Source organism: Frateuria sp. GZRe14 (genome assembly GCF_051900395.1).
Lineage (GTDB): Bacteria > Pseudomonadota > Gammaproteobacteria > Xanthomonadales > Rhodanobacteraceae > Frateuria_A > Frateuria_A edaphi.
Window position 1 is genome coordinate 678,434 of the sequence record NZ_JBHZGJ010000001.1, and the last position, 19,793, is coordinate 698,226.

Consider the following 19,793-nt stretch of genomic DNA (forward strand, 5'->3'; position numbering starts at 1 on the left):
GCTCCTACGCAGAACCGGCAGGCAGCAGTTTGCCGGGGTTGAGGATGGCGTCGGGATCGAACGCGCGCTTGACCTCGCGCATCAGATGGAGGGTTTCAGGCGCCAGCGCCAGCGGCATGAACTCACGCTTGATCCGTCCGATGCCGTGTTCGCCCGAAAGCGTGCCTTCGAGTTCGATCACCAGCGCGAAGATCCCGGCGAGGCAGGCGTGTGCGCGCTCGCGTTCGGCGGCATCGCGCGGCAACAGGTTGACGTGCAGGTTGCCGTTGCCGGCGTGGCCGAAGCTGACGATCAGCACGTCGTGCTTTGTTGCCAGCCGCTGGATGCCTTGCACCAGCTCCGGCAGGCGGCTGACCGGCACCACCACGTCTTCGTTGATCTTGTCCGGCGCGATCGTGCGTTGTGCGGGCGAGAGGGCTTTGCGCGCGGCCCACAGTTGCTGTGCCTCTTCGGCGGTGGCCGCCGCATCGAGGGACAGGAGGCCGTCGCCGCGGGCGGCAGCGGAAACGGCAGCAACGGCGGAGTCGAGCGTCTCCGGCTCGCCATCGACCTCGATCATCAGCAGCGCACCGGCCAGCGGTACGTGGTCGCCGGCATGCGCACGGGCGAGCTTCAGCGCCGTTTCGTCGATGAACTCCAGCGCGCACGGCGTGACAGGCTGGCCCATGATGCGCGCCACGGCCTGCGCGGCGGCGCCGACGTCGCGGTAGGTCGCGCGCAGCGTGCGGATGGTGGAAGGGCGGGGCGTGAGCTTGAGCGTGGCTTCGGTGATCAGCGCCAGCGTGCCCTCCGAGCCGATCAGGAGGCGCGTGAGGTCGTATCCGGTGGAACCCTTGCTGGTGTATGTGCCGCAGCGGAATCCTTCGCCCGTGCCGGCGACCGCGCGCAGGCCCAGCGTGTTCTCGCGCGGCGTGCCGTACTTGACCGCGCGCGGTCCGGCGGCATTGCAGGCGAGGTTGCCGCCGATGCTGCACCACGGCGATGAACTCGGGTCCGGTGGCCAGAACAGGCCATGCGGCGCCAGCGCGCGTTGCAGGTCGCCGTTGATCACGCCCGGTTCGACCACCGCCAGCCGGTTGGCCGGGTCGATGCGCAGGACGCGGTTCATGCGCTCGAAGCTGGCGACCACGCCGCCCTCGACCGGCACCGTGGCGCCCGTGGTGTTGCTGCCGCGCCCGCGCGCGGTGAGCGGGACGCGGTGGTCGCGACAGGCGCGCACCAGCGCCTCGACCTGCGCGTGCCCGGTGGGAAACACCACCGCGTCGGGCTGCGCGTTGAGGCGCGAGTTGTCGTAGGCGTAGGCCAGTCGCTCGGCGGGACCGGTGTGGAGGGCGTCACCGAAGATCGAATGGAGCGCTTGGAGCAGCGAGTCGGATAACGGCATGGAGCATGGCTCCCACTGGGCGTTTCGGAAGGAGCGGGCGGAGTGGCCGATCGACAGTAGCGCAAGCGGCGCGGGTTGTTCCTGAGACCTCCCGGGAGCACGGGATGCTCGCCTCGCGGAGCAGCGGTCATTCCGCTTCGAAGGCACCCTTCAGCCAATGCATCGATGCGTCGGCCGCGGGGCCGTCGTAACTGACCACGTCGAAGCGGCACGGGCGGTTGGCGTGCTGGCCGTGCGCCGCCAGCCACAGCTGCGCGGTGCGGATCAGCTTCTCCTGCTTGGACCGCGTGACCGACGCCGCGGCATCGCCATGGCCGGCCCGCACGCGGTAGCGCACCTCGACGAACACCACGGTGTCGCCATCGCGCATCACCAGGTCCAGCTCGCCGTGGCGCGTGTTGTAGTTGCGCGCCAGCGCCTTGAGTCCGGCACGCTCCAGCTCGCGGCAGGCGCGCTGTTCGAAGGCGGCGCCTGCGGCGCGCATCAGTGGCCGGCGGGCGGCAGGGTGGTCGAGGCGGCCGGCGGTACACCGGCGGATGTCGCCGGTATCGGGGTGCGCGTGCCTTCGTCCACCGGCGGGGCGGCCGAGGGCACGTCATCCAGCTGCAGGCTGCCGGTCAGCGGACGGGCGATCCCGTCCTGGAAGCGCGCCCAGATCAGCACGCGGCGGATGCGCCCGAACTGGTCTGCGGCGAGCTGGCCGCTGGCGCCTGGCAGGTAACTGCCCGGGTGGTCGCGCAGCCAGTCGAGGTAGGGCACCAGGTTCCATGCGTCCATGCCGAAGGCGAACAACCGCGCCGAGGTGCCGCGCGCGGCGGGCAGTCTGGAGGCGATCGCATCATGGCTGGGCATCCCCGGTTGGGCGTCGAACAGCCACGGCGCATCGGAGAACTCCACGCCATCGAGGTCGCGATTGGCGGCGGCGTCATCCACGCCGGCATAGATATGCGACGTGGCAAATACCGGCAGGCCGACGTGTGCGACGTGCAACTGCGGCAGCAGCAGGCGCGCCTGCTCCGGTCGCATGCTGACGAAGATGCCGGTGTCGCCCGTCGGCACCGGCGCGGGAAGGGTCTCCGCGCTACCGGCCGCGGCTGGCGCCGAGGCGGCCTCCGCCGGTTCGGTTCCGGCCAGCGGAGTGGCCGTGGTCGGCATGTTCAGTCCGGCGATGGCGTTGGCGTAGTTCACCTTGCCGGGCGGCAGCGTGGCCATTCCGGCGACGCGGCCGCCGCGGGCTTCGAGTTCGGCCTTGAACGCGCCGGCGGCACGCTGGGCGAAGTCGTCGTCGGATACGACCACGTAGGCGTTATGGATGCCACGCTCGACCATGTGGTCAGCGGCCAGTGCGCCTTCGCTCTCGGGCAGCAGGCCGAACTCGGTGGCGCCGGCGGCGGGCAGGCTTCTGTCGTCCGGATGGTTGAGCGCGAGCAAGGGGACTGGCAGCTGGGGCTGCCCGAATACGGCGGCCACTTCGGTGCGGGTGAGCGGGCCGACGATCAGTTGAGCGCCATCGCTGGTGGCCTGCTGGTAAGCCTTGATCGCGCCGTCTGCGGTACCGCCGCTGTCGTACACCCGCACGTTCGCGCGCGGCGCCTTGGTGCGCGCGGCATCGGCGTAACCGGCGAAGAAGCCCTGGCGGATGGCGCCGCTGGCCCCGGCGAAGTTTCCACCCAGCGGCAGCAGCAGTGCCACGTTCGCGGGCATGCGGTAGCCCTCGCGCACGTTGGCGTCCGCGCCGGGAAGCATGGTGCCGACCGGCTGGTCCAGATCGGGCTGCGGCTGCGCCACCGGCACGCCGAGCTGGGTCAGCGCCTCGTTGATCCATGGCAGCATGCGATCGCCAGCCTGCATCGCGGCGCCCCGGCGCTTGAGCGGCTCGACACCCAGGCGGCCAAGCAAGTCCAGGATCTCCTTGCGGTTCTGCGTGTGGTCGAGGCCCTCGAGCTGCGGATCCATCTGCACGCGCGTGCGCGCCGCACCCCACAGGTCGCCGGTGGCTTCCATCGCCCGCGCGCGCAGTTCGAGCAGGCGCAGTTCGAGCGTCGGCGGGACGGGCGAGGGCTGGGTGGTCAGCTGCAGCGCGGTGTGCGCGTCGTGGTGGGCCAGCGCCAGCTCCGCGCGGAGCAGGTCGTAGCGGGCGGCGTCCTCGTCCTGCAGGCGCGGGCGACGTACCTGGTCGAGCAGCGGTGCGGCCTGCTCGAGGGCGCCTTCCTCGCGGTACACCTCGGCCGCCAGGATGTTGTAGTGGTCGGTGTCGCCGGTCTGGCGGCCCAGGTCGAGGTAGGCCTGGATGGCCTGGTCGAATTGCCCCTGGTTGGCGAGCTGTCCGGCGTGCTGCGCGGCGGCAAGTTCCTGGGGCGAGCGGGTCACCTTGGTCGGCACGCAGGCGCTTGAGGCCAAGGCGATCAGCAGGCCGAGGCCGGCGGCGCGGAGCAGTCGCATGGAGTGTCCCTTGGTCGTGATCGACATGGTGAGCGATCATAGCCGATCGTGCCGCGAGCCCTTTGCGCGCCGCCTTTTGGAGTTCCCATGCCTACTGTCCAGCCCGGCAGCCTGTCGGTGGTCGCCACGCCGATCGGCAATCGCGACGACATTTCGGCGCGCGCGATCGCCACGCTGCGCGCCGCCGACGTGATCGCCGCGGAGGACACCCGCCACAGCCGTCCGTTGCTGCTTCACCACAACGTCGACGTGCCGCTGGTGGCGCTGCACGAGCACAACGAACGCGAGGTCGTTGATGGACTGGTGCGGCGGATGCTGGAAGGACAGGCGGTGTCGCTCATCTCCGACGCGGGGACGCCGCTGGTGAGCGATCCGGGATTCCGCCTGGTGCGGGCGGCACGCGCGGCGGGCATCCGCTGCGTGCCGGTGCCGGGTGCCTGCGCGGCGGTCGCGGCACTGTCGGTAGCAGGGCTCCCGAGCGACCGCTTCGTGTTCGAAGGTTTCCTGCCACCGAAGGCTGCGGCACGGCGCAGCCGCCTTCAGGAGCTGGCCGGCGAGCCCCGTACGCTCATCTTCTATGAGTCGTCCCATCGCGTGGCCGAAAGCCTGGCGGACATGCGCGAGGCATTCGGTGGCGCGCGCGAGGCGGTGCTGGCACGCGAGCTGACCAAGCTGTTCGAGACGGTGATCGGCGAACCGCTCGACGAGCTCGCCCCTCGCGTGGCAAATGACCCGGACCAGCAGCGCGGCGAGTGCGTGATCCTGGTGGCTGGCCGCGGGGAAGAGACGGACGCGCGGCTGGCTGAAGGGCAGCGCGTGTTCGCGCTGCTGCGCGAAGAGTTGCCTCCGGCCAAGGCGGCCAGGCTTGCCGCGGCCATCACCGGTGCGCCGCGCAAGGCGCTCTATCAGATGTAGGTGGGCTTCAGGCCACCGTTGCGCATCGGGACCGGTAGGCTGAAGCCCACCCTGCCGCGCCTGTCTTTCCCAATCCCCAATCCCTGCCCGGGCCCATTACAATGGCTCGCGGAGTCGGCCGGACAGTCGCGTCGCACCGCAAGTGCGTCGAGGAAAGTCCGGGCTCCACAGGGCAGGGTGCCAGGTAACGCCTGGGCAGCGCGAGCTGACGGCCAGTGCAACAGAGAGCAGACCGCCGATGGCCTCGCAAGAGGATCAGGTAAGGGTGAAAGGGTGCGGTAAGAGCGCACCGCGTGCGGGGACAACGTCGCACGGCACGGTAAACCCCACCCGGAGCAAGACCGAATAGGGGAACGATAACGCGGCCCGCGTTGTTCCCGGGTAGGTCGCTGGAGCCAGGCGGTGACGCCTGGCCGAGAGGAATGACTGTCGCGTCGCAAGACGTACAGAACCCGGCTTACAGGCCGGCTCCGCCTCTTGCGGCGGCGCGCTTCGGGCGCGCCGCCAGGGAAGGGCCAGGGTGGCGCGGAAGATTGCGCCGCCCTGGCCCTTTTCGTTCCACCCGGTGGTGGCGACGCGGTGGCGCCCGGGTGGATGCATGCCAGCCGCCCCTACGGGCGCCCCGGTCCGGGCCCTGAACGGCAGTTCATGTCCAGGCTGTCCGGGTAGCGAAACGCCCGTGACGTGCCTCACATCCTGTTCGGAAAAACCCCTTGCTTTCAACCACCTTGCAGACCTTCCTCTGAAACGGCTGGAAATACGTCCACACTTCCGCCTTTCTCTTTGATTCGCAAGCAAAATTCCCTTGACGTCTCAAAAGGCGAGACGTATCGTGGGACCCTGTGTGAAATCGTGGGAATCAGTGGAGTCTGCACGGGTGTTCCAGGGCGAAACCGCCATCACCGTTGACGACAAGGGCCGACTGGCCATCCCGACTGCGTATCGGGAGCTGGTCGCGGGCGAGTGCGCCAATCGTCTGGTGGTCACCTACAGCCCGTTCGAAATGGGCTGCCTGTGGATCTACCCCTACGCCGAGTGGGAAACGGTGCGCGACCAGGTCAATGCGCTGCCGATGGTCAAGGCGTCCCACCGCAACCTGCAGATGAAGCTGGTGGGTGCGGCGACCATGGTTGAGCCGGATGGCGCCTCGCGCATCCTGCTGCCGGCCAGCCAGCGTGGCGCCGCCGGCATCGAGAAGAAGGCGGTGCTACTGGGCATGGGCAACAAGTTCGAGCTGTGGAGCGAACAGGCCCACCTGGCCAAGATCCGCCAGACCCTCGGCGAAGACGACATCACTGACGACATGGCGGACCTGCGCCTGTAAGGCGCGGGCTTCGGTGCGGAACGAATACGGGACGGGAGGGTGCGGCGTGGCCGAGTTGCGGCACATCCCGGTGATGCTGGGCGAAGCGGTGGAGGGCCTAGCCGTGCAGGCAGGCGGGCGGTATCTGGATGGCACCTTCGGGCGCGGCGGTCACGCACGCGCGGTGCTGTCGCGCCTGGGGCCCGACGGCCGCCTGCTGCTGATGGACCGCGACCCCGCCGCGATCGCCGCGGCCCGCGAAGCGTTCGCCGGCGATCCGCGCGTGTCGATCCGCCACGGCAACTTCGCCGAGCTGGCCGAGTGGGACGAAACGGCCGCTGGCCTGGACGGCGTGCTGCTCGACCTCGGCGTCTCCTCGCCGCAGCTGGACGAAGCCGAGCGCGGCTTCAGCTTCATGGCCGATGCGCCGCTGGACATGCGCATGGACACTACCCAGGGCGAGAGCGCGGCGGAGTTCCTTGCCCGGGCCGACGAGCACGAGATCGCCGACGTGTTGTGGACCTTCGGCGAGGAGCGCTTCAGCCGCAAGATCGCCCGAGCCATCGTGGCGCGTCGTGCCGAGTCGCCGATCGCGCGCACCGGCGAGCTGGCCGCGCTGATCGAGCGCACCATCGGTCGCCGCGAGCCGGGCAAGCACCCGGCCACGCGCAGCTTCCAGGCGTTGCGCATCCGCGTGAACGGTGAGCTCGATGCCGTGCAGCGCGGCCTTGATGCGGCGCTGGAGCGGCTCAAGGTCGGTGGGCGGCTTTCGGTGATCAGCTTCCACTCGCTGGAGGACCGCGCGGTCAAGCAGTTCATCCGCGACCACTCCGGTCGCGTGCAGGGCAGCCGGCGCGGCCCGCCGGTGGCTGCCAGGCCAGCGCGGCTGGCAGCGGTGGGCAAGGCGCGCTTCCCGTCCGACGAGGAGCTGGCGATCAACCCACGGGCCCGCTCGGCGGTGCTTCGCGTGGCGGAGAAACTCGCATGAGGGCGCTCGGCGGCGTCACGCTCGTGATCCTGCTGCTGGCCGTGCTGGCCAGCGCAATCGGCGTGGTGTGGACGCGCCACGAGAGCCGCGTGCTGTTCGTCGACCTGACCCGCCTGCAGAACCAGCGCGACGAACTCAACGTCGAGTACGGTCGGCTCGAACTGGAGCAGGCGACCTGGGCCGAACCGCGACGCATCGATGAAGAGGCGCGCAGCAAGCTCGGCATGGTCACGCCCAGGCCGCAGGACATCCAGCTGGTGCGCCGATGAGCCTGCGCCGCCCGCTCCCGCAACCTTCCGCCGGCCGCCGCCGTGGCGCCGGTCCCAGCGCGCGCAAGCGCATGATGCTGGTGGTCGGCGTGCTGTCGCTGGCCTCGCTGGGGCTGGTCGCACGCGCGTTCGACCTGCAGGTGATGCGCAAGCAGTTCTACCAGGACCAGGGCGACGCGCGTTTCCTGCGCGAAGTGAAGATCCCGGTGTCGCGCGGCACCATCTTCGATCGCAACGGCGAGCCGCTGGCGGTGTCCACCCCGGTGATGTCGATCTGGGCCAACCCGCCGCAGGTGCTGGAGAGCGCCGACCGCATTCCCGACCTGGCCGCCGCGCTCGGCGTGGACGCGGGCGAGCTCAAGGAGCGCCTGGCGCAGCGCGCCGACCGCGAGTTCGTCTACCTGCGCCGGCAGATGCCGCCGGAGGCAGCCGAAGCCGTGCTCGACCTGGACATCCCGGGCATCAATGCGCAGCGCGAGTACCGCCGTTACTACCCGTCGGGCGAAGTAACCGCGCACGTGCTCGGCTTCACCAACATCGACGACCATGGCCAGGAAGGGCTCGAGCTTGCCTTCGACGATTGGCTTTCCGGCAAGCCGGGCGCCAAGCGGGTCATCCGTGACCGCATGGGGCACGTGGTCGAGGATGTCGAGCAGGTGCGCGAGCCCAAGCCGGGCAAGAGCTTCATGCTCAGCATCGACCGGCGCATCCAGTTCCTGGCCTACAACGAGCTGAAGAACGCGCTGACCGAGTTCGATGCGTCCTCCGGGTCGATGGTGATCCTGGACGTGCCGACCGGCGAAGTGCTGGCGATGGTGAACCTGCCGACCTACAACCCCAACTCGTTGTCCGGCAGCAAGTTCTCCGACCGGCGCAACCGTGCCGTCACGGATCTGATCGAGCCCGGCTCGACGATCAAGCCGGTGCTCATGGCCGCGGCGCTCTCCAGCGGCAAGTACACGCCGACCGCCCCGCTGATCGACACCACCGGCGGCCACTGGTACTTCCAGGGTCACGACATCCACGACACGCACAACTACGGCCTGCTCACGCCCACCGGCGTGATCACCAAATCGAGCAACGTCGGCGCCGCGCGCATCGCCATGACGCTCGACACCGCGCTCATGTACAACACGTACCGCGCGTTCGGCTTCGGCAACAGCACCAGCAGCGGCTTTCCAGGCGAGTCCTCGGGCCTGCTGCGCATCGGCCGCGACTGGCGTCCGTTGGAACAGGCGATCATGGGCTACGGCTACGGCCTGAACGTGACGCCGCTGCAACTGGCCAACGCGTACGCCACGCTGGGCGACCACGGCGTCATGCATTCGCCCAGTTTCATCAAGGACGCCGACAACGAAGCCAAGGCGATCGTGTCGCGGCAGGTCGCCGACGAGATCGTGCGGATGATGGAAACGGTTACCGCTCCCGGCGGCACCGCCACCACCGCACGCATCGCCAACTACATCGTGGCCGGCAAGACCGGTACGGCGCACAAGGCCGCCGGCGGGGGCTATTCGCGCAACAACTACACCGCCGCCTTCGCCGGCCTGGTGCCGGCGAGCAACCCCCGGCTGGTCGGCGTAGTGATCATCGACGACCCGCAGAAGCGCAGTTACTACGGCGGCATGGTTTCAGCGCCGGTGTTCGCGCGCGTCATGGAAGGGGCGCTGCGCCTGCTCGACGTGCCGCCGGACAACATCGGGCGCTGGTACGCCGGCGGGCCGTTGATGAGCCCGAATGGCTTGGCCGGCAGCAAACCGCCGGTCGATCCGCCGATCGACGACGCACCTGTCGAGGACGAGCCGTGACCACGCGCCTCCTCGCTGATCTGCTCGATGGTTTCGCCGACGCGGGTGCGCTCGGCGATCTTCGTATTTGCGGACTGAGTCTGGACTCGCGCCAGGTGCGTCCCGGTGAAGCCTTCATCGCGTTGTCCGGCACCCGCGCGCATGGCATCGCCTTCGCCGCCGAGGCAGTGGCGCGCGGCGCCGCGCTGGTGCTCGCGGAGGCGCCGGCGGTGCCCGGCTTCACGCCCGGCGTGCCGGTGCTGTGGATTGACGACCTGCACGCGCGCCTGGGCGAGATCGCCGCGCGCTTCTACGACCACCCCTCGCGCGCGTTGCGCATCGTCGGCGTCACCGGCACCAACGGCAAGACCTCGACCGTGCAGCTCATTACCCAGGCTCTGTCGCGACTTGGCTGCACCGCCGCGAGCATCGGCACTCTCGGCGCCGGCCTGTATGGCGCGCTGGACGAAGGCGAGCGCACTACGCCGGATGCGATCAGCGTGCAGCGCCTGCTCGCACGGTTCCGCGACCGGGGTGCGACGCACGTGGCGATGGAGGTCTCCTCGCATGCCCTGGAGCAAGGCCGGGTGGGTGGGGTGGGTTTCGAGGTCGCGGCTTTCACCAACCTGACCCGCGACCATCTCGACTACCACGGCACGATGGAGGCCTACGGCGCCGCCAAGGCCAAGCTGTTCGCCTGCCCTGGTTTGAAGGCGGCCGCGATCAACGTGGACGACGCGTTCGGCTGCGCCCTGGCCGATCGCCTACCGGTCGGCGTGCGCGTACTGCGCACCAGCATCGTGGGCGCCGCCGACGTCGGTGCCCAGGCCATCGTGACCTCCGCCGAGGGCCTGGCCTTCCAGCTCATTACGCCCTGGGGCGCGCAGGCAATCCGCAGCGCGTTGCTCGGCGGCTTCAACGTGGCCAACCTGCTCGCCGTGGTGGCCTGCCTCGGGGCACTGGGCGAGCCGTTCGCACGCATCGTCGAGGTAATCCAGACGCTCATGCCGGTCAACGGCCGCATGAATCGCCTCGGCGGCGATGGCCGGCACCCGCTGGTAGTGGTCGACTACGCGCACACGCCCGATGCGCTGGAGCAGGCGCTCACCGCGCTGCGTGCGCATTGCGCCGGCCGCCTCATTTGCGTCTTCGGCTGCGGCGGCGAGCGTGATGCGGGCAAGCGTCCGCAGATGGGCGCGATTGCCGAGCGCCTGGCCGACGTGGCGATCGTCACCGACGACAACCCGCGTGGCGAGGACGGCGACGCCATCGTGGCGCAGATCCGCGCCGGCATGCGGCGTCCGGCCGCGATCGAGCGCGACCGCGCCGCCGCGATCGGCACGGCCATCGCCCAGGCCGGCGCGGACGACGTCGTGCTGATCGCAGGCAAGGGTCACGAAACCTACCAGGAAGGTGCTGCCGGCAAGCGTCCGTTCGACGATCTCGCTGTCGCCCGCGCCGCCCTTGCGCAACCGGCCAGGGAGAACCACGCATGATGCGCCTCTCCGAAATCGCGGTATGGACACACGGGCGCCTGCTCGGCGCCGACCTCCAGGTGGATGGGGTGGCGATCGATACCCGCCGACTGCAGGCGGGTGAGCTGTTCGTGGCGATCAAGGGGGAGCGCGTCGACGGCCACGACTTCGTGCGCGAGGCCGCGCTGCGCGGTGCTGCCGCGGCGCTGGTCACGCGCCGCGTGGACGTCGACCTGCCACAGGTGCTGGTCAACGACACCCAGGCTGCGCTCGGCGACCTCGCCAGCGCGGTGCGCGCGCAGCGCGACGTGCGCGTGGTCGGCATCACCGGTTCCAACGGCAAGACGACGGTCAAGACACTGACCGCCTCGATCCTCTCGCGCCACGGCCGCACACACGTCAACGCGGGCAACTACAACAACGAACTGGGACTGCCGCTGACGCTGCTGGCGATGCCCGCCGACACCGAATACGCGGTGCTCGAAATGGGCGCCGGCAAGCCGGGCGACATCGCCTACCTCGCCGCCATCGCGCGGCCCGATATCGGCCTCGTCAACACCATCGCGCCGGCGCACCTTGAGCGGATGCGAAGTCTGGAGGGCGTGGCCGAAACGAAGGGCGCGCTGTACCAGGCGCTGCCGGCCGACGGCGTGGCGATCATCAATGCCGACGATGCCTTCGCCGGCTTCTTCGAAGGCCTGGCCGGTTCGCGCGCGACGCTGCATTTCGGCCTGGACGGTCACGTCGACGTGGGCGCGACCATCCTGGAGCAGCGCGTGGACGGTTCGCGCTTCCTGCTGCGCACGCCCGAGGGCGAGGCCGAGGTGGCGCTGCCGCTGGCCGGGCGCCACAACATCGCCAATGCGCTGGCGGCCGCCTCGATCGCGCTGGCGCTGGACGTGCCGCTGGCGACCATCGTCGCCGGCCTGCTGCACGTGCCTGGCGTGGCTGGGCGGCTGCGCAGCGAGGCGATGTCGGGTGGCTGGACGTTGATCGACGACAGTTACAACGCCAACCCCGGCTCCGTGGCCGCGGCGATCGACACGCTGGCGCTGGCCACCGGCGAGCGCTGGCTGGTGCTCGGCGACATGGCCGAGCTCGGTGCCGATGCGCGCGCACTGCACGAAAGCATCGGCGCGCGCGCGAAGGCGGCTGGCATCGACCGGCTGTTCGCGGTCGGGCCGCTGAGCGCAGGCGCGGCCAAGGCCTTCGGCAGCGGCAGCGAACACCACGCCGACAAGGCCGCGCTGGCCGCGTCGCTGGCACGCCAGCTGCACGCGGGCGTGACCTGCATCGTCAAGGGTTCACGCTCGGCCGGCATGGAGCAGGTCGTGTCCTCACTCAAAGAACAAACCCACGCCTCCGGAGGCCCTGTCGATGCTGCTTGAGCTGGCCGACTGGATGGCACGGCACTTCACCGCCCTGCACCTTTTCCAGTACATCACCTTCCGCACGATCATGGCCGCGCTCACCGCGCTGGCGATGTCGCTGCTGCTGGGTCCGGGCCTGATCATGCGGCTGGCCGCCCTCAAGGCCGGGCAGGTGGTGCGCAGCGATGGCCCGCAGACGCACCTGGTCAAGGCCGGCACGCCGACGATGGGCGGCGTGATGATCCTGCTGGCGATCGCGATCGCTACGCTGTTGTGGGCCGACCTGCACAACCGCTACGTGTGGATCGTGCTGGCCGTACTGATCGCCTTCGGCGTGATCGGCTTCTATGACGACTACAAGAAACTGGTGCTCAAGGACAGCCGCGGGCTGGCCTCGCGCTGGAAATATTTCTGGCAGTCGGTGTTCGGGCTGGCGGCGGCGCTGTTCCTCTTCAAGACGGCCCAGCTCCCGGCCGAGACCGCGCTGTACGTGCCGCTGTTCAAGCAGGTGGCATTGCCGCTGGGCGCGCTGTTCGTGGTGGTCGCCTACTTCATGGTGGTCGGCTTCTCCAACGCGGTGAACCTCACCGACGGACTGGATGGCCTGGCGATCATGCCCTCGGTGCTGGTGTCCGGGGCGCTCGGCGTGTTCGCCTACCTCGCCGGCAACAAGGTGTTCTCCGAATACCTGGGCATCCCCTCGATTCCCGGCGCGGGCGAGCTCTCCATTTTTTGCGGGGCTTTGGCCGGCGCGGGCCTGGGTTTCCTCTGGTTCAACACCTATCCGGCGCAGGTCTTCATGGGCGACGTCGGCGCGCTGGCCATCGGTGCGGCGCTGGCCTGCGTGGCGGTGATCGTGCGCCAGGAAATCGTGCTGATCGTGATGGGGGGCGTGTTCGTGCTGGAGACGGTGTCGGTGATGTTGCAGGTGGCGAGTTTCAAGCTCACCGGCAAGCGCATCTTCCGCATGGCGCCGATCCACCATCACTTCGAGCTCAAGGGCTGGCCCGAGCCGCGGGTGATCGTGCGCTTCTGGATCATCAGCGTCGTGCTGGTGCTGATCGGCCTTGCCACGTTGAAGGTGCGCTGACCCATGTTCGGCTTCGGTACCAGCCAGGCGATCAAGCGGAACGGGCCGCGCGGCAGCTTCGACCTGCCGTTGCTGGTCGCGCTCGTCGGGCTGGCCAGCATGGGCGTGGTCATGGTCACCTCCAGCTCGATCGCGGTGGCCGACAGCCAGCACATCGGTGCGTTCTATTACCTGAAGAAGCACCTGTTCTATCTGGCCCTCGGACTGGTGCTTGCCGGCATCGCGATGCGCACCGAGCTGAAGCAGGTGGAGAAGTACGCCTTCCCGCTGCTGCTGGTCGGCGGCGTCATGCTGCTGGCGGTGTTCGTGCCGCACCTGGGCATGCGCATCAACGGCGCGCGGCGCTGGCTCAACTTCATCGTGCTCAGTTTTCAGCCAGTCGAGGCGGTGAAGCTGATCCTGGTCGTCTACGTGGCGAGCTTCCTGGTGCGCCACCGCGAGAGCGTCGAAACGAAGTTCTGGGGCCTGCTGCGACCGATCATCGTGGCCGGCGTCATCGTGTTGCTGCTGCTCGCTCAGCCGGACTTCGGCTCGGCCACGCTGGTGATCGCGGTCACCATCGGCATGGTCTGGCTGGGCGGCGCGCGACCGCTGTACCTGTTCCTGATGGGCCTGCCGCTGATGCCGGCGCTCGTCGTCGCGGCGACCAGCGAGAGCTACCGCATGAAGCGGCTGACCTCGTTCATGGACCCGTGGAAGGACCCGTTCAACGATGGTTTCCAGTTGACCCAGTCGCTGATGGCGATCGGCCGTGGCGAATGGACCGGCGTGGGCCTGGGATCGAGCGTGCTCAAGCTTTCCTACCTGCCCGAGGCGCACACCGACTTCATCCTGGCGGTGATCGGCGAGGAACTCGGCCTGGCGGGCATCGCGCTGGTGATCGGGCTGTTCGCCACCGCGGTCGGGCGCGGGCTGTATCTCGGCCTCAAGGGCGTGGAAGTAGGCCAGCGCTTCGCCGGCTACGTGGCCTTCGGCATCTCGCTGATGCTGGGCTTGCAGGCGATGGTGTCGATCGGAGTGAACCTCGGCGCGCTGCCGACCAAGGGCCTGACGCTGCCGCTGATCAGCTCGGGCGGCTCGTCGGTGCTGATGACCTGCGCCATGGCCGGCGTGCTGCTGCGCGCCACCTTCGAGATCAACCGCGCGCTGGACGCGCGGCAGATGGCCACGCGCATGCCTGCGATGGCGGTGGCGGACGCGAACGCCGCGGTGGCACCGCCGCGCGAGCGCGAGGCGGTGGCCGCATGAGCGCGGACCGTCCCGTGCTGATCATGGCCGGGGGAACCGGCGGCCACATTTTTCCGGGCCTGGCCGTGGCCGACGTGCTGCGCGCGCAGGGCATCCCGGTGGCCTGGCTGGGCGCGGCCGGCGGGATGGAGACGCGCGTGGTGCCGGCCCACGGCATCGAGTTGCACACCGTCGCGGTCGGTGGCCTGCGCGGCAAGGGCTTGAAGACGCGACTGCTGGCACCCCTGATGCTGGCGCGCGCTCTGTTCGCCTCTCTTCGCGTGTTGCGTCGGGTACGCCCGCGCAGTGTGTTGTCGATGGGTGGCTACGTCGCCGGTCCCGGCGGGGTGGCGGCGCGGATCACCGCAACGCCGCTGCTGGTCCACGAGCAGAACCGCGTTGCGGGCTACACCAACCGCAAGCTGGCCGGTTTCGCGAAGCGCGTGCTGGCCGGTTTCGCCGATGCGCTCCCGAACGGCGAATGGGTGGGTAACCCGGTGCGTGCCAGCATCGCGGCACTGCCGCCGCCGGCGGACCGTTTCGCCACACGCAGCGGCCGATCGCAGTTGCTGGTGCTGGGCGGCAGTCTCGGCGCGCGTGCGCTCAACCTCGCGTTGCCGCAGGCGCTGGCTCTGATCCCCATCGACCAGCGCCCGGTCGTGCGCCACCAGTGCGGAAGCCGCGGGCTCGACGAGGCGCGCGCGGCTTATGCACAGGCGGGAGTCGAGGCCGACGTGGTGCCATTCATCGAGGACATGGCCGCCGCCTACGGCTGGGCCGACCTCGCCGTGTGCCGTGCCGGCGCGCTGACGATCGCCGAGCTCACCGCCGCGGGCCTGGGCGCCGTGCTGGTGCCTTTCCCCTATGCGGTCGACGACCACCAGACCGGCAACGCGCAGGCGCTGGTGGAAGCGGGCGCCGCCGAATTGATCCAGGAACGTGATTTGGACGTAGAGAAACTGGCGCAGCGCCTTGCCGCGCTGCTCGCCGACCGCCGCCAGCTGACCGCGATGGCGGAAGCTGCGCGCACGCAAGCCAAGCCCGACGCGGCCGCAACGATTGCCCGCGCTTGCCTGGAGGTGGCCGCATGACGCCGCGCCGCCTGCTCGCGCACGAAGACCTGATGACCACCTTCCGCCGCGTGCATTTCATCGGCATCGGCGGCGTGGGCATGAGCGGCATCGCCGAGGTGCTGCACAACCTGGGCTACGCCGTGTCCGGTTCGGACAAGGCCAACTCGCCCACCGCGCAACGGCTGGCCGCGCTCGGCATCGACGTGCGCATCGGCCACGAGGCCGCGCACGTGGGCGACGCCGACGTAGTGGTGACCTCGAGCGCCATCCGCCAGGACAACCCGGAACTGGTCGCCGCGCGTGCCGCGCGCATCCCGGTGATCCCGCGCGCGGAGATGCTGGGCGAGCTGATGCGCTTCCGCCGTGGCGTCGCCATCGCCGGCACGCACGGCAAGACCACCACGACCAGCCTGGTCGCCAGTGTGCTGGCGGAAGCCAATTACGATCCGACGTTCGTGATCGGCGGCCAGCTCAACGCCGCCGGCGCCAACGCGCGCTTGGGCACCGGCCAGTATCTGGTCGCCGAGGCCGACGAGTCCGACGGCTCGTTCCTGCTGCTCTCGCCGGTGATCGCCGCCGTCACCAACATCGACGCCGATCACCTGGAGAACTACGGCGGCGATTTCGCCCAGGTGAAGAAGGCCTTCGCCGATTTCCTGCACCGCCTGCCGTTCTACGGCCTGGCCGTGCTGTGCGTGGACGACGAGGAAGTGGCGAAACTGGCGAAGGACACCACGCGCCGCGTGATGACCTACGGCATCCGCGCGACCGACGCCGACGTGCGCGCCATCAACGTGCGCCAGAGCGGCTTCCAGATGCTGTTCGACCTGCAGCTGCCCGGCCGCGCCGAGCCACTGCCGGTCACGCTCAACCTGCCGGGCCAGCACAACGTGCTCAACGCGCTGGCCGCCGCCACGATCGGCTGGCAGCTGGGAGTCGAAGCCGAGGCGATCGCTCGCGCGCTGGAGAATTTCCAGGGCGTCGGTCGGCGCTTCCACCGCCGCGGCGAGTTGAAGCTGGAGCAGGGCAGTGCGCTGCTGGTGGACGACTACGGTCACCACCCGCGCGAACTGGCCGCCGTGTTCGCGGCCGCCCGCGGCGGCTGGCCGGACCGGCGCCTGGTGGTCGGCTTCCAGCCGCACCGCTACAGCCGTACGCGTGACCTGCTGGACGACTTCGCCAACGTGCTGGCCGAGGCCGACGTGCTGGTGCTGACCGAGGTGTACCCGGCCGGCGAAGCGCCGATCGCCGGCGCCGATGGCCGCGCGCTGGCTCGCGCCGTGCGCGCGCGCGGCAAGGTCGATCCGGTGCTGATCGAACACCCGCGCGACTTCAAGGACACCCTGCCGACGCTGCTGCGCGACGGCGACCTCCTGCTGCTGCTCGGCGCCGGCGACATCGGCGCGGCGGCGGTGGAGCTCGCGCAGGTCGGTCACCTGAGGACTACGAAGTGAACGCTACGACGAACAGGACCACGCCTTCCCGGATCACCGATCCCGCCCAGTTCGGCCGCGTGGCCGTGGTAATGGGCGGCAGCTCCGCCGAGCGCGAGGTGTCGCTCGATTCCGGCCGCAACGTGCTGGCCGCGCTCAAGAGCCGCGGCGTCGACGCCCATGCGATCGACGGTATCCCGGCGCTGCTCGATGCGCTGCGCGCGGGCCACTTTGCGCGCGTGTTCAACATCCTGCATGGCCAGCACGGCGGTGGCGAGGATGGCGTACTGCAGGGAGCGCTCGAATCGCTCAACGTGCCCTACACCGGCTCGGGCGTGCTCGGCTCGGCGTTGTCGATGGACAAGGTGCGGTCCAAGCGCGTGTGGCAATCGCTCGGCTTGCCTACGCCGACCTTCGTCGCGCTGCCGCGCGGCGCCGACGCGGAGGCCGTGCACGCGGCGGCGAAACGGGTCGGTTTCCCGCTGATCGTCAAGCCGGCCTGCGAGGGCTCCAGCGTGGGCGTCACCCGCGTGTTCGAGGAAAGCCAGCTCGACAGCGCCGTGCAACTGGCCGCCCGCTACCCGGGCGATCTGCTGATGGAAACCCTGATCGAGGGCGACGAGATGACCGTCGCCATCCTCGGCCGCCAGGTGATGCCCTCGATCCATATCGTGCCCAAGGGCGCGTTCTACGACTACAACGCCAAGTACGTGGCCGAAGACACCCAGTACCTCTGCCCGGGCCTCGAGGGCGCGGCCGAGGACGAACTGCGCGCGCTGGCGCTCGAGGCCTTCGATGCGCTCGGCTGCCATGGCTGGGGCCGTGTGGACGTGATGCGCGACCGCCAGGGCCGCAACTTCCTGCTCGAAGTGAACACCGCACCGGGCATGACGTCGCACTCGCTGGTGCCCAAGGCCGCCAAGGCCGCCGGCATCGACTACGAGGACGTGTGCTGGCGCGTGCTGGAAACCAGCTTCCGGGAGGGCTTGTGAGGGGAGCCATCCGCCTCGTTGCCTGGTGCCTGGCCATCGCACTGGTGGTACTGCCGGTCGTCGGCGTGCTGCGCGGCTGGTTCGCTGCCGACCGCTGGCCGGTGACGCAGCTGACCGTGCAGGCCGAGTTCAAGCACGTGACTACCGACGAGATTCGCGCTGCCGTGCTGCCGCGCCTGGGGCACGGTTTCTTTGCGCTGGACCTGGATTCGGTGCAGCAGGCAGTGGCGGCGCTGCCTTGGGTCGAATCGGTCGAGGCGCGCAAGCGCTGGCCGGACACACTGATCCTGCGCATCTACGAACGCCAGCCGTTCGCGCGCTGGAACGGTACCCGGCTGATCAGCCGCCAGGGTGTGCTGTTCGACGGCGGCAAGATCGCGCCGGCCGCGCCTCTGCCTGACCTGCGCGGCCCGGACGCGCAGATGCCCGAAGTGGTGGCGTTCTATGCCGATGCGCTCAAGGCCGTCACCCGCACGCCGCTCAAGGTGTCCGGCGTGGCGCTGTCCGAGCGCGGCAGCTGGAGCCTGACCACCGAAGCGGGCGCGCAGATCGTGCTGGGCGACCGCGCCCAGGCCGGCAAGCGTCTGCGCCGCTTCCTCGACGTCTACCCGCAGGTGATGGCCGGCCACCCGACCGCCTTTGCCTACGCCGACCTTCGCTACACCAACGGATTTGCCGTGCGCTGGCCCGACGCCGCCGCACCTGCCGCGGGGGCGCCCCGCACATGAGCCTGACCCTATGAAGACGCGCAACGACAAGCAGCTGGTCGTCGGCCTGGACATCGGCACCAACAAGGTGACCGCGATCGTGGGCGAGTACGAGCCGGGCGAACCGATCGAGGTGATCGGCATCGGCTCGCACGTCTCGCGCGGCATGAAGCGCGGCTCGGTCGTGGACATCGAATCGACCGTGCACTCGATCCAGCGCGCGGTGGAAGAGGCCGAGCTGATGGCCGGCTGCGACATCCGCTCGGTGTTCGCCTCGATCTCCGGCAGCCACCTGGAGACCAAGAACTCGCACGGCACCGCCGCGATCCGCGACCGCGAAGTCACCCCCGGCGACCTGGAGCAGGTGCTGGAGGCGGCCAGCGCGGTGGCGATCCCTGCCGATCGCAAGGTCCTTTATAAGGAGTCGCAGGAGTACCGCATCGACGGCCAGGACGGTATCCGTTCGCCGGTCGGCATGAGCGGCGTGCGCCTGGAAGCCTCCGTGCACCTGGTCACCGGCGCGGCCGCCGCGGTTCAGAACATTTCCAAGTGCATCCAGCGTTGCGGGCTCTCCGTGGACGAACTGGTGCCGTCGGCGGTGGCCAGCGCCAAGTCGGTGCTCACCGACGACGAGCGCGAACTGGGCGTCTGCCTGGTCGATATCGGCGCCGGCACCACGGACATCGCCATCTATACGCAGGGCTCGATCCGCTACACCAAGTCGCTGCCGGTCGGCGGCGACCAGGTCACCAACGACATCGCCTATGGCGTGCACACGCCGACCGCGCATGCCGAGGAGATCAAGATCAAGTACGCCTGCGCGCTGGCGCAGCTGGCGCACGCCGAGGAGACGATCCAAGTGCCCAGCGTCGGCGACCGCCCGCCGCGCCGGCTCGCCCGGCAGTCGCTCGCGCAGAGCGTGCAGGCGCGCTACGAGGAGATCTTCGAGATGGTGCAGGACGAGCTGCGCCGCTCCGGCTACGACAGCCTGGTCGCCGCGGGCGTCGTGCTGACCGGCGGCGCCTCCCGCATGGAAGGCGCGCTGGAGCTGGCCGAGGAGATCTTCCACAAGATGGTGCGCATCGGCGTGCCGCAGCACGTCACCGGCCTCGGCGACGTGGTCGCCAACCCGCTGCATTCCACCGGCGTGGGGTTGTTGCTGCATGGAGCGCGCGCTGGCGGCGTGCGGATCAGCCATCCCGTCGGCGGCAGCGTTGGCGGTCTGGTGGACAAGGTGCGCGGCTGGATTACCAAGAACTTTTAAGTGATGGCGCGGAGCGCCATCGCGGGCGAATGGAGGTTCGCCCACCACCGCAGGCCGGCAGGACGTCGGACCCG

General features: G+C 69.6%; 17 protein-coding genes and 1 other RNA gene. 15 read left to right on the forward strand and 3 right to left on the reverse strand.

Annotated features, from left to right (window positions below; all coding sequences use genetic code 11):
* Positions 1-4: 4 nt before the first annotated feature.
* The 3 genes from ACFWZ1_RS02985 to ACFWZ1_RS02995 all read right to left on the reverse strand — a co-directional run bounded on the left by ACFWZ1_RS02985 (position 5) and on the right by ACFWZ1_RS02995 (position 3,826).
* The gene (locus ACFWZ1_RS02985; protein WP_439665397.1) at positions 5-1,384 is read right to left on the reverse strand and encodes an FAD-binding oxidoreductase; all 1,380 of its coding nucleotides are present in this window, start codon (positions 1,382-1,384) and stop codon (positions 5-7) included.
* Between the two features lie 127 nt (positions 1,385-1,511).
* Positions 1,512-1,868, reverse strand: a complete 357-nt coding sequence (locus tag ACFWZ1_RS02990; RefSeq protein ID WP_439665398.1) for a YraN family protein — start codon at positions 1,866-1,868, stop codon at positions 1,512-1,514.
* Complete coding sequence (locus tag ACFWZ1_RS02995; protein ID WP_439665399.1) at positions 1,868-3,826, reverse strand: penicillin-binding protein activator; 1,959 nt, start codon at positions 3,824-3,826, stop codon at positions 1,868-1,870. Before ACFWZ1_RS02995 ends, ACFWZ1_RS02990 begins: the two co-directional genes overlap by 1 nt.
* 87 nt (positions 3,827-3,913) lie before the next feature.
* Between ACFWZ1_RS02995 and rsmI the strand changes: the two genes are divergently transcribed.
* The 15 genes from rsmI (at position 3,914) to ftsA (ending at position 19,719) form a co-directional block, all read left to right on the forward strand.
* On the forward strand, positions 3,914-4,741 hold the full coding sequence (gene rsmI, locus ACFWZ1_RS03000) for a 16S rRNA (cytidine(1402)-2'-O)-methyltransferase (RefSeq protein ID WP_439665400.1): 828 nt from the start codon (positions 3,914-3,916) through the stop codon (positions 4,739-4,741).
* A gap of 110 nt (positions 4,742-4,851) precedes the next feature.
* An RNA gene (rnpB, locus tag ACFWZ1_RS03005) (RNase P RNA component class A) lies at positions 4,852-5,217 on the forward strand.
* 401 nt (positions 5,218-5,618) lie between these two features.
* Complete coding sequence (gene mraZ / locus ACFWZ1_RS03010; protein ID WP_439665401.1) at positions 5,619-6,065, forward strand: division/cell wall cluster transcriptional repressor MraZ; 447 nt, start codon at positions 5,619-5,621, stop codon at positions 6,063-6,065.
* A 46-nt stretch (positions 6,066-6,111) separates the two neighbouring features.
* A complete protein-coding gene (gene rsmH / locus ACFWZ1_RS03015) occupies positions 6,112-7,032 on the forward strand; it encodes a 16S rRNA (cytosine(1402)-N(4))-methyltransferase RsmH (RefSeq protein WP_439665402.1) in 921 nt (306 codons plus the stop codon).
* The gene (gene ftsL, locus ACFWZ1_RS03020; RefSeq protein ID WP_231323537.1) at positions 7,029-7,301 is read left to right on the forward strand and encodes a cell division protein FtsL; all 273 of its coding nucleotides are present in this window, start codon (positions 7,029-7,031) and stop codon (positions 7,299-7,301) included. Before rsmH ends, ftsL begins: the two co-directional genes overlap by 4 nt.
* On the forward strand, positions 7,298-9,109 hold the full coding sequence (locus ACFWZ1_RS03025) for a peptidoglycan D,D-transpeptidase FtsI family protein (RefSeq protein ID WP_439665403.1): 1,812 nt from the start codon (positions 7,298-7,300) through the stop codon (positions 9,107-9,109). Before ftsL ends, ACFWZ1_RS03025 begins: the two co-directional genes overlap by 4 nt.
* The gene (locus tag ACFWZ1_RS03030; protein ID WP_439665404.1) at positions 9,106-10,584 is read left to right on the forward strand and encodes a UDP-N-acetylmuramoyl-L-alanyl-D-glutamate--2,6-diaminopimelate ligase; all 1,479 of its coding nucleotides are present in this window, start codon (positions 9,106-9,108) and stop codon (positions 10,582-10,584) included. The genes ACFWZ1_RS03025 and ACFWZ1_RS03030 overlap by 4 nt, the downstream gene beginning before the upstream one ends.
* Positions 10,581-11,951, forward strand: coding sequence for a UDP-N-acetylmuramoyl-tripeptide--D-alanyl-D-alanine ligase (locus tag ACFWZ1_RS03035; protein WP_439665405.1), 1,371 nt, complete (start codon positions 10,581-10,583; stop codon positions 11,949-11,951). Before ACFWZ1_RS03030 ends, ACFWZ1_RS03035 begins: the two co-directional genes overlap by 4 nt.
* Positions 11,941-13,023: a phospho-N-acetylmuramoyl-pentapeptide-transferase gene (mraY, locus tag ACFWZ1_RS03040; RefSeq protein ID WP_439665406.1), complete on the forward strand. Its 1,083-nt coding sequence runs from the start codon at positions 11,941-11,943 to the stop codon at positions 13,021-13,023. Before ACFWZ1_RS03035 ends, mraY begins: the two co-directional genes overlap by 11 nt.
* 3 nt (positions 13,024-13,026) lie before the next feature.
* Positions 13,027-14,271 carry a putative lipid II flippase FtsW gene (ftsW, locus tag ACFWZ1_RS03045; protein WP_439665407.1) on the forward strand — a complete coding sequence of 415 codons (1,245 nt, stop codon included), beginning with the start codon at positions 13,027-13,029 and terminating at the stop codon, positions 14,269-14,271.
* Positions 14,268-15,341, forward strand: coding sequence for an undecaprenyldiphospho-muramoylpentapeptide beta-N-acetylglucosaminyltransferase (murG, locus tag ACFWZ1_RS03050; protein WP_439665408.1), 1,074 nt, complete (start codon positions 14,268-14,270; stop codon positions 15,339-15,341). Before ftsW ends, murG begins: the two co-directional genes overlap by 4 nt.
* Positions 15,338-16,777 (forward strand): UDP-N-acetylmuramate--L-alanine ligase, encoded by a 1,440-nt coding sequence (murC, locus tag ACFWZ1_RS03055; RefSeq protein WP_439665409.1) that lies wholly within the window; start codon positions 15,338-15,340, stop codon positions 16,775-16,777. The genes murG and murC overlap by 4 nt, the downstream gene beginning before the upstream one ends.
* Complete coding sequence (locus ACFWZ1_RS03060; protein ID WP_439665410.1) at positions 16,774-17,748, forward strand: D-alanine--D-alanine ligase; 975 nt, start codon at positions 16,774-16,776, stop codon at positions 17,746-17,748. Before murC ends, ACFWZ1_RS03060 begins: the two co-directional genes overlap by 4 nt.
* Positions 17,745-18,476 (forward strand): cell division protein FtsQ/DivIB, encoded by a 732-nt coding sequence (locus tag ACFWZ1_RS03065; RefSeq protein WP_439665411.1) that lies wholly within the window; start codon positions 17,745-17,747, stop codon positions 18,474-18,476. Before ACFWZ1_RS03060 ends, ACFWZ1_RS03065 begins: the two co-directional genes overlap by 4 nt.
* Positions 18,477-18,486: 10 nt before the next feature.
* A complete protein-coding gene (gene ftsA / locus ACFWZ1_RS03070; protein ID WP_231323555.1) occupies positions 18,487-19,719 on the forward strand; it encodes a cell division protein FtsA in 1,233 nt (410 codons plus the stop codon).
* The last annotated feature ends 74 nt before the right edge of the window (positions 19,720-19,793 follow it).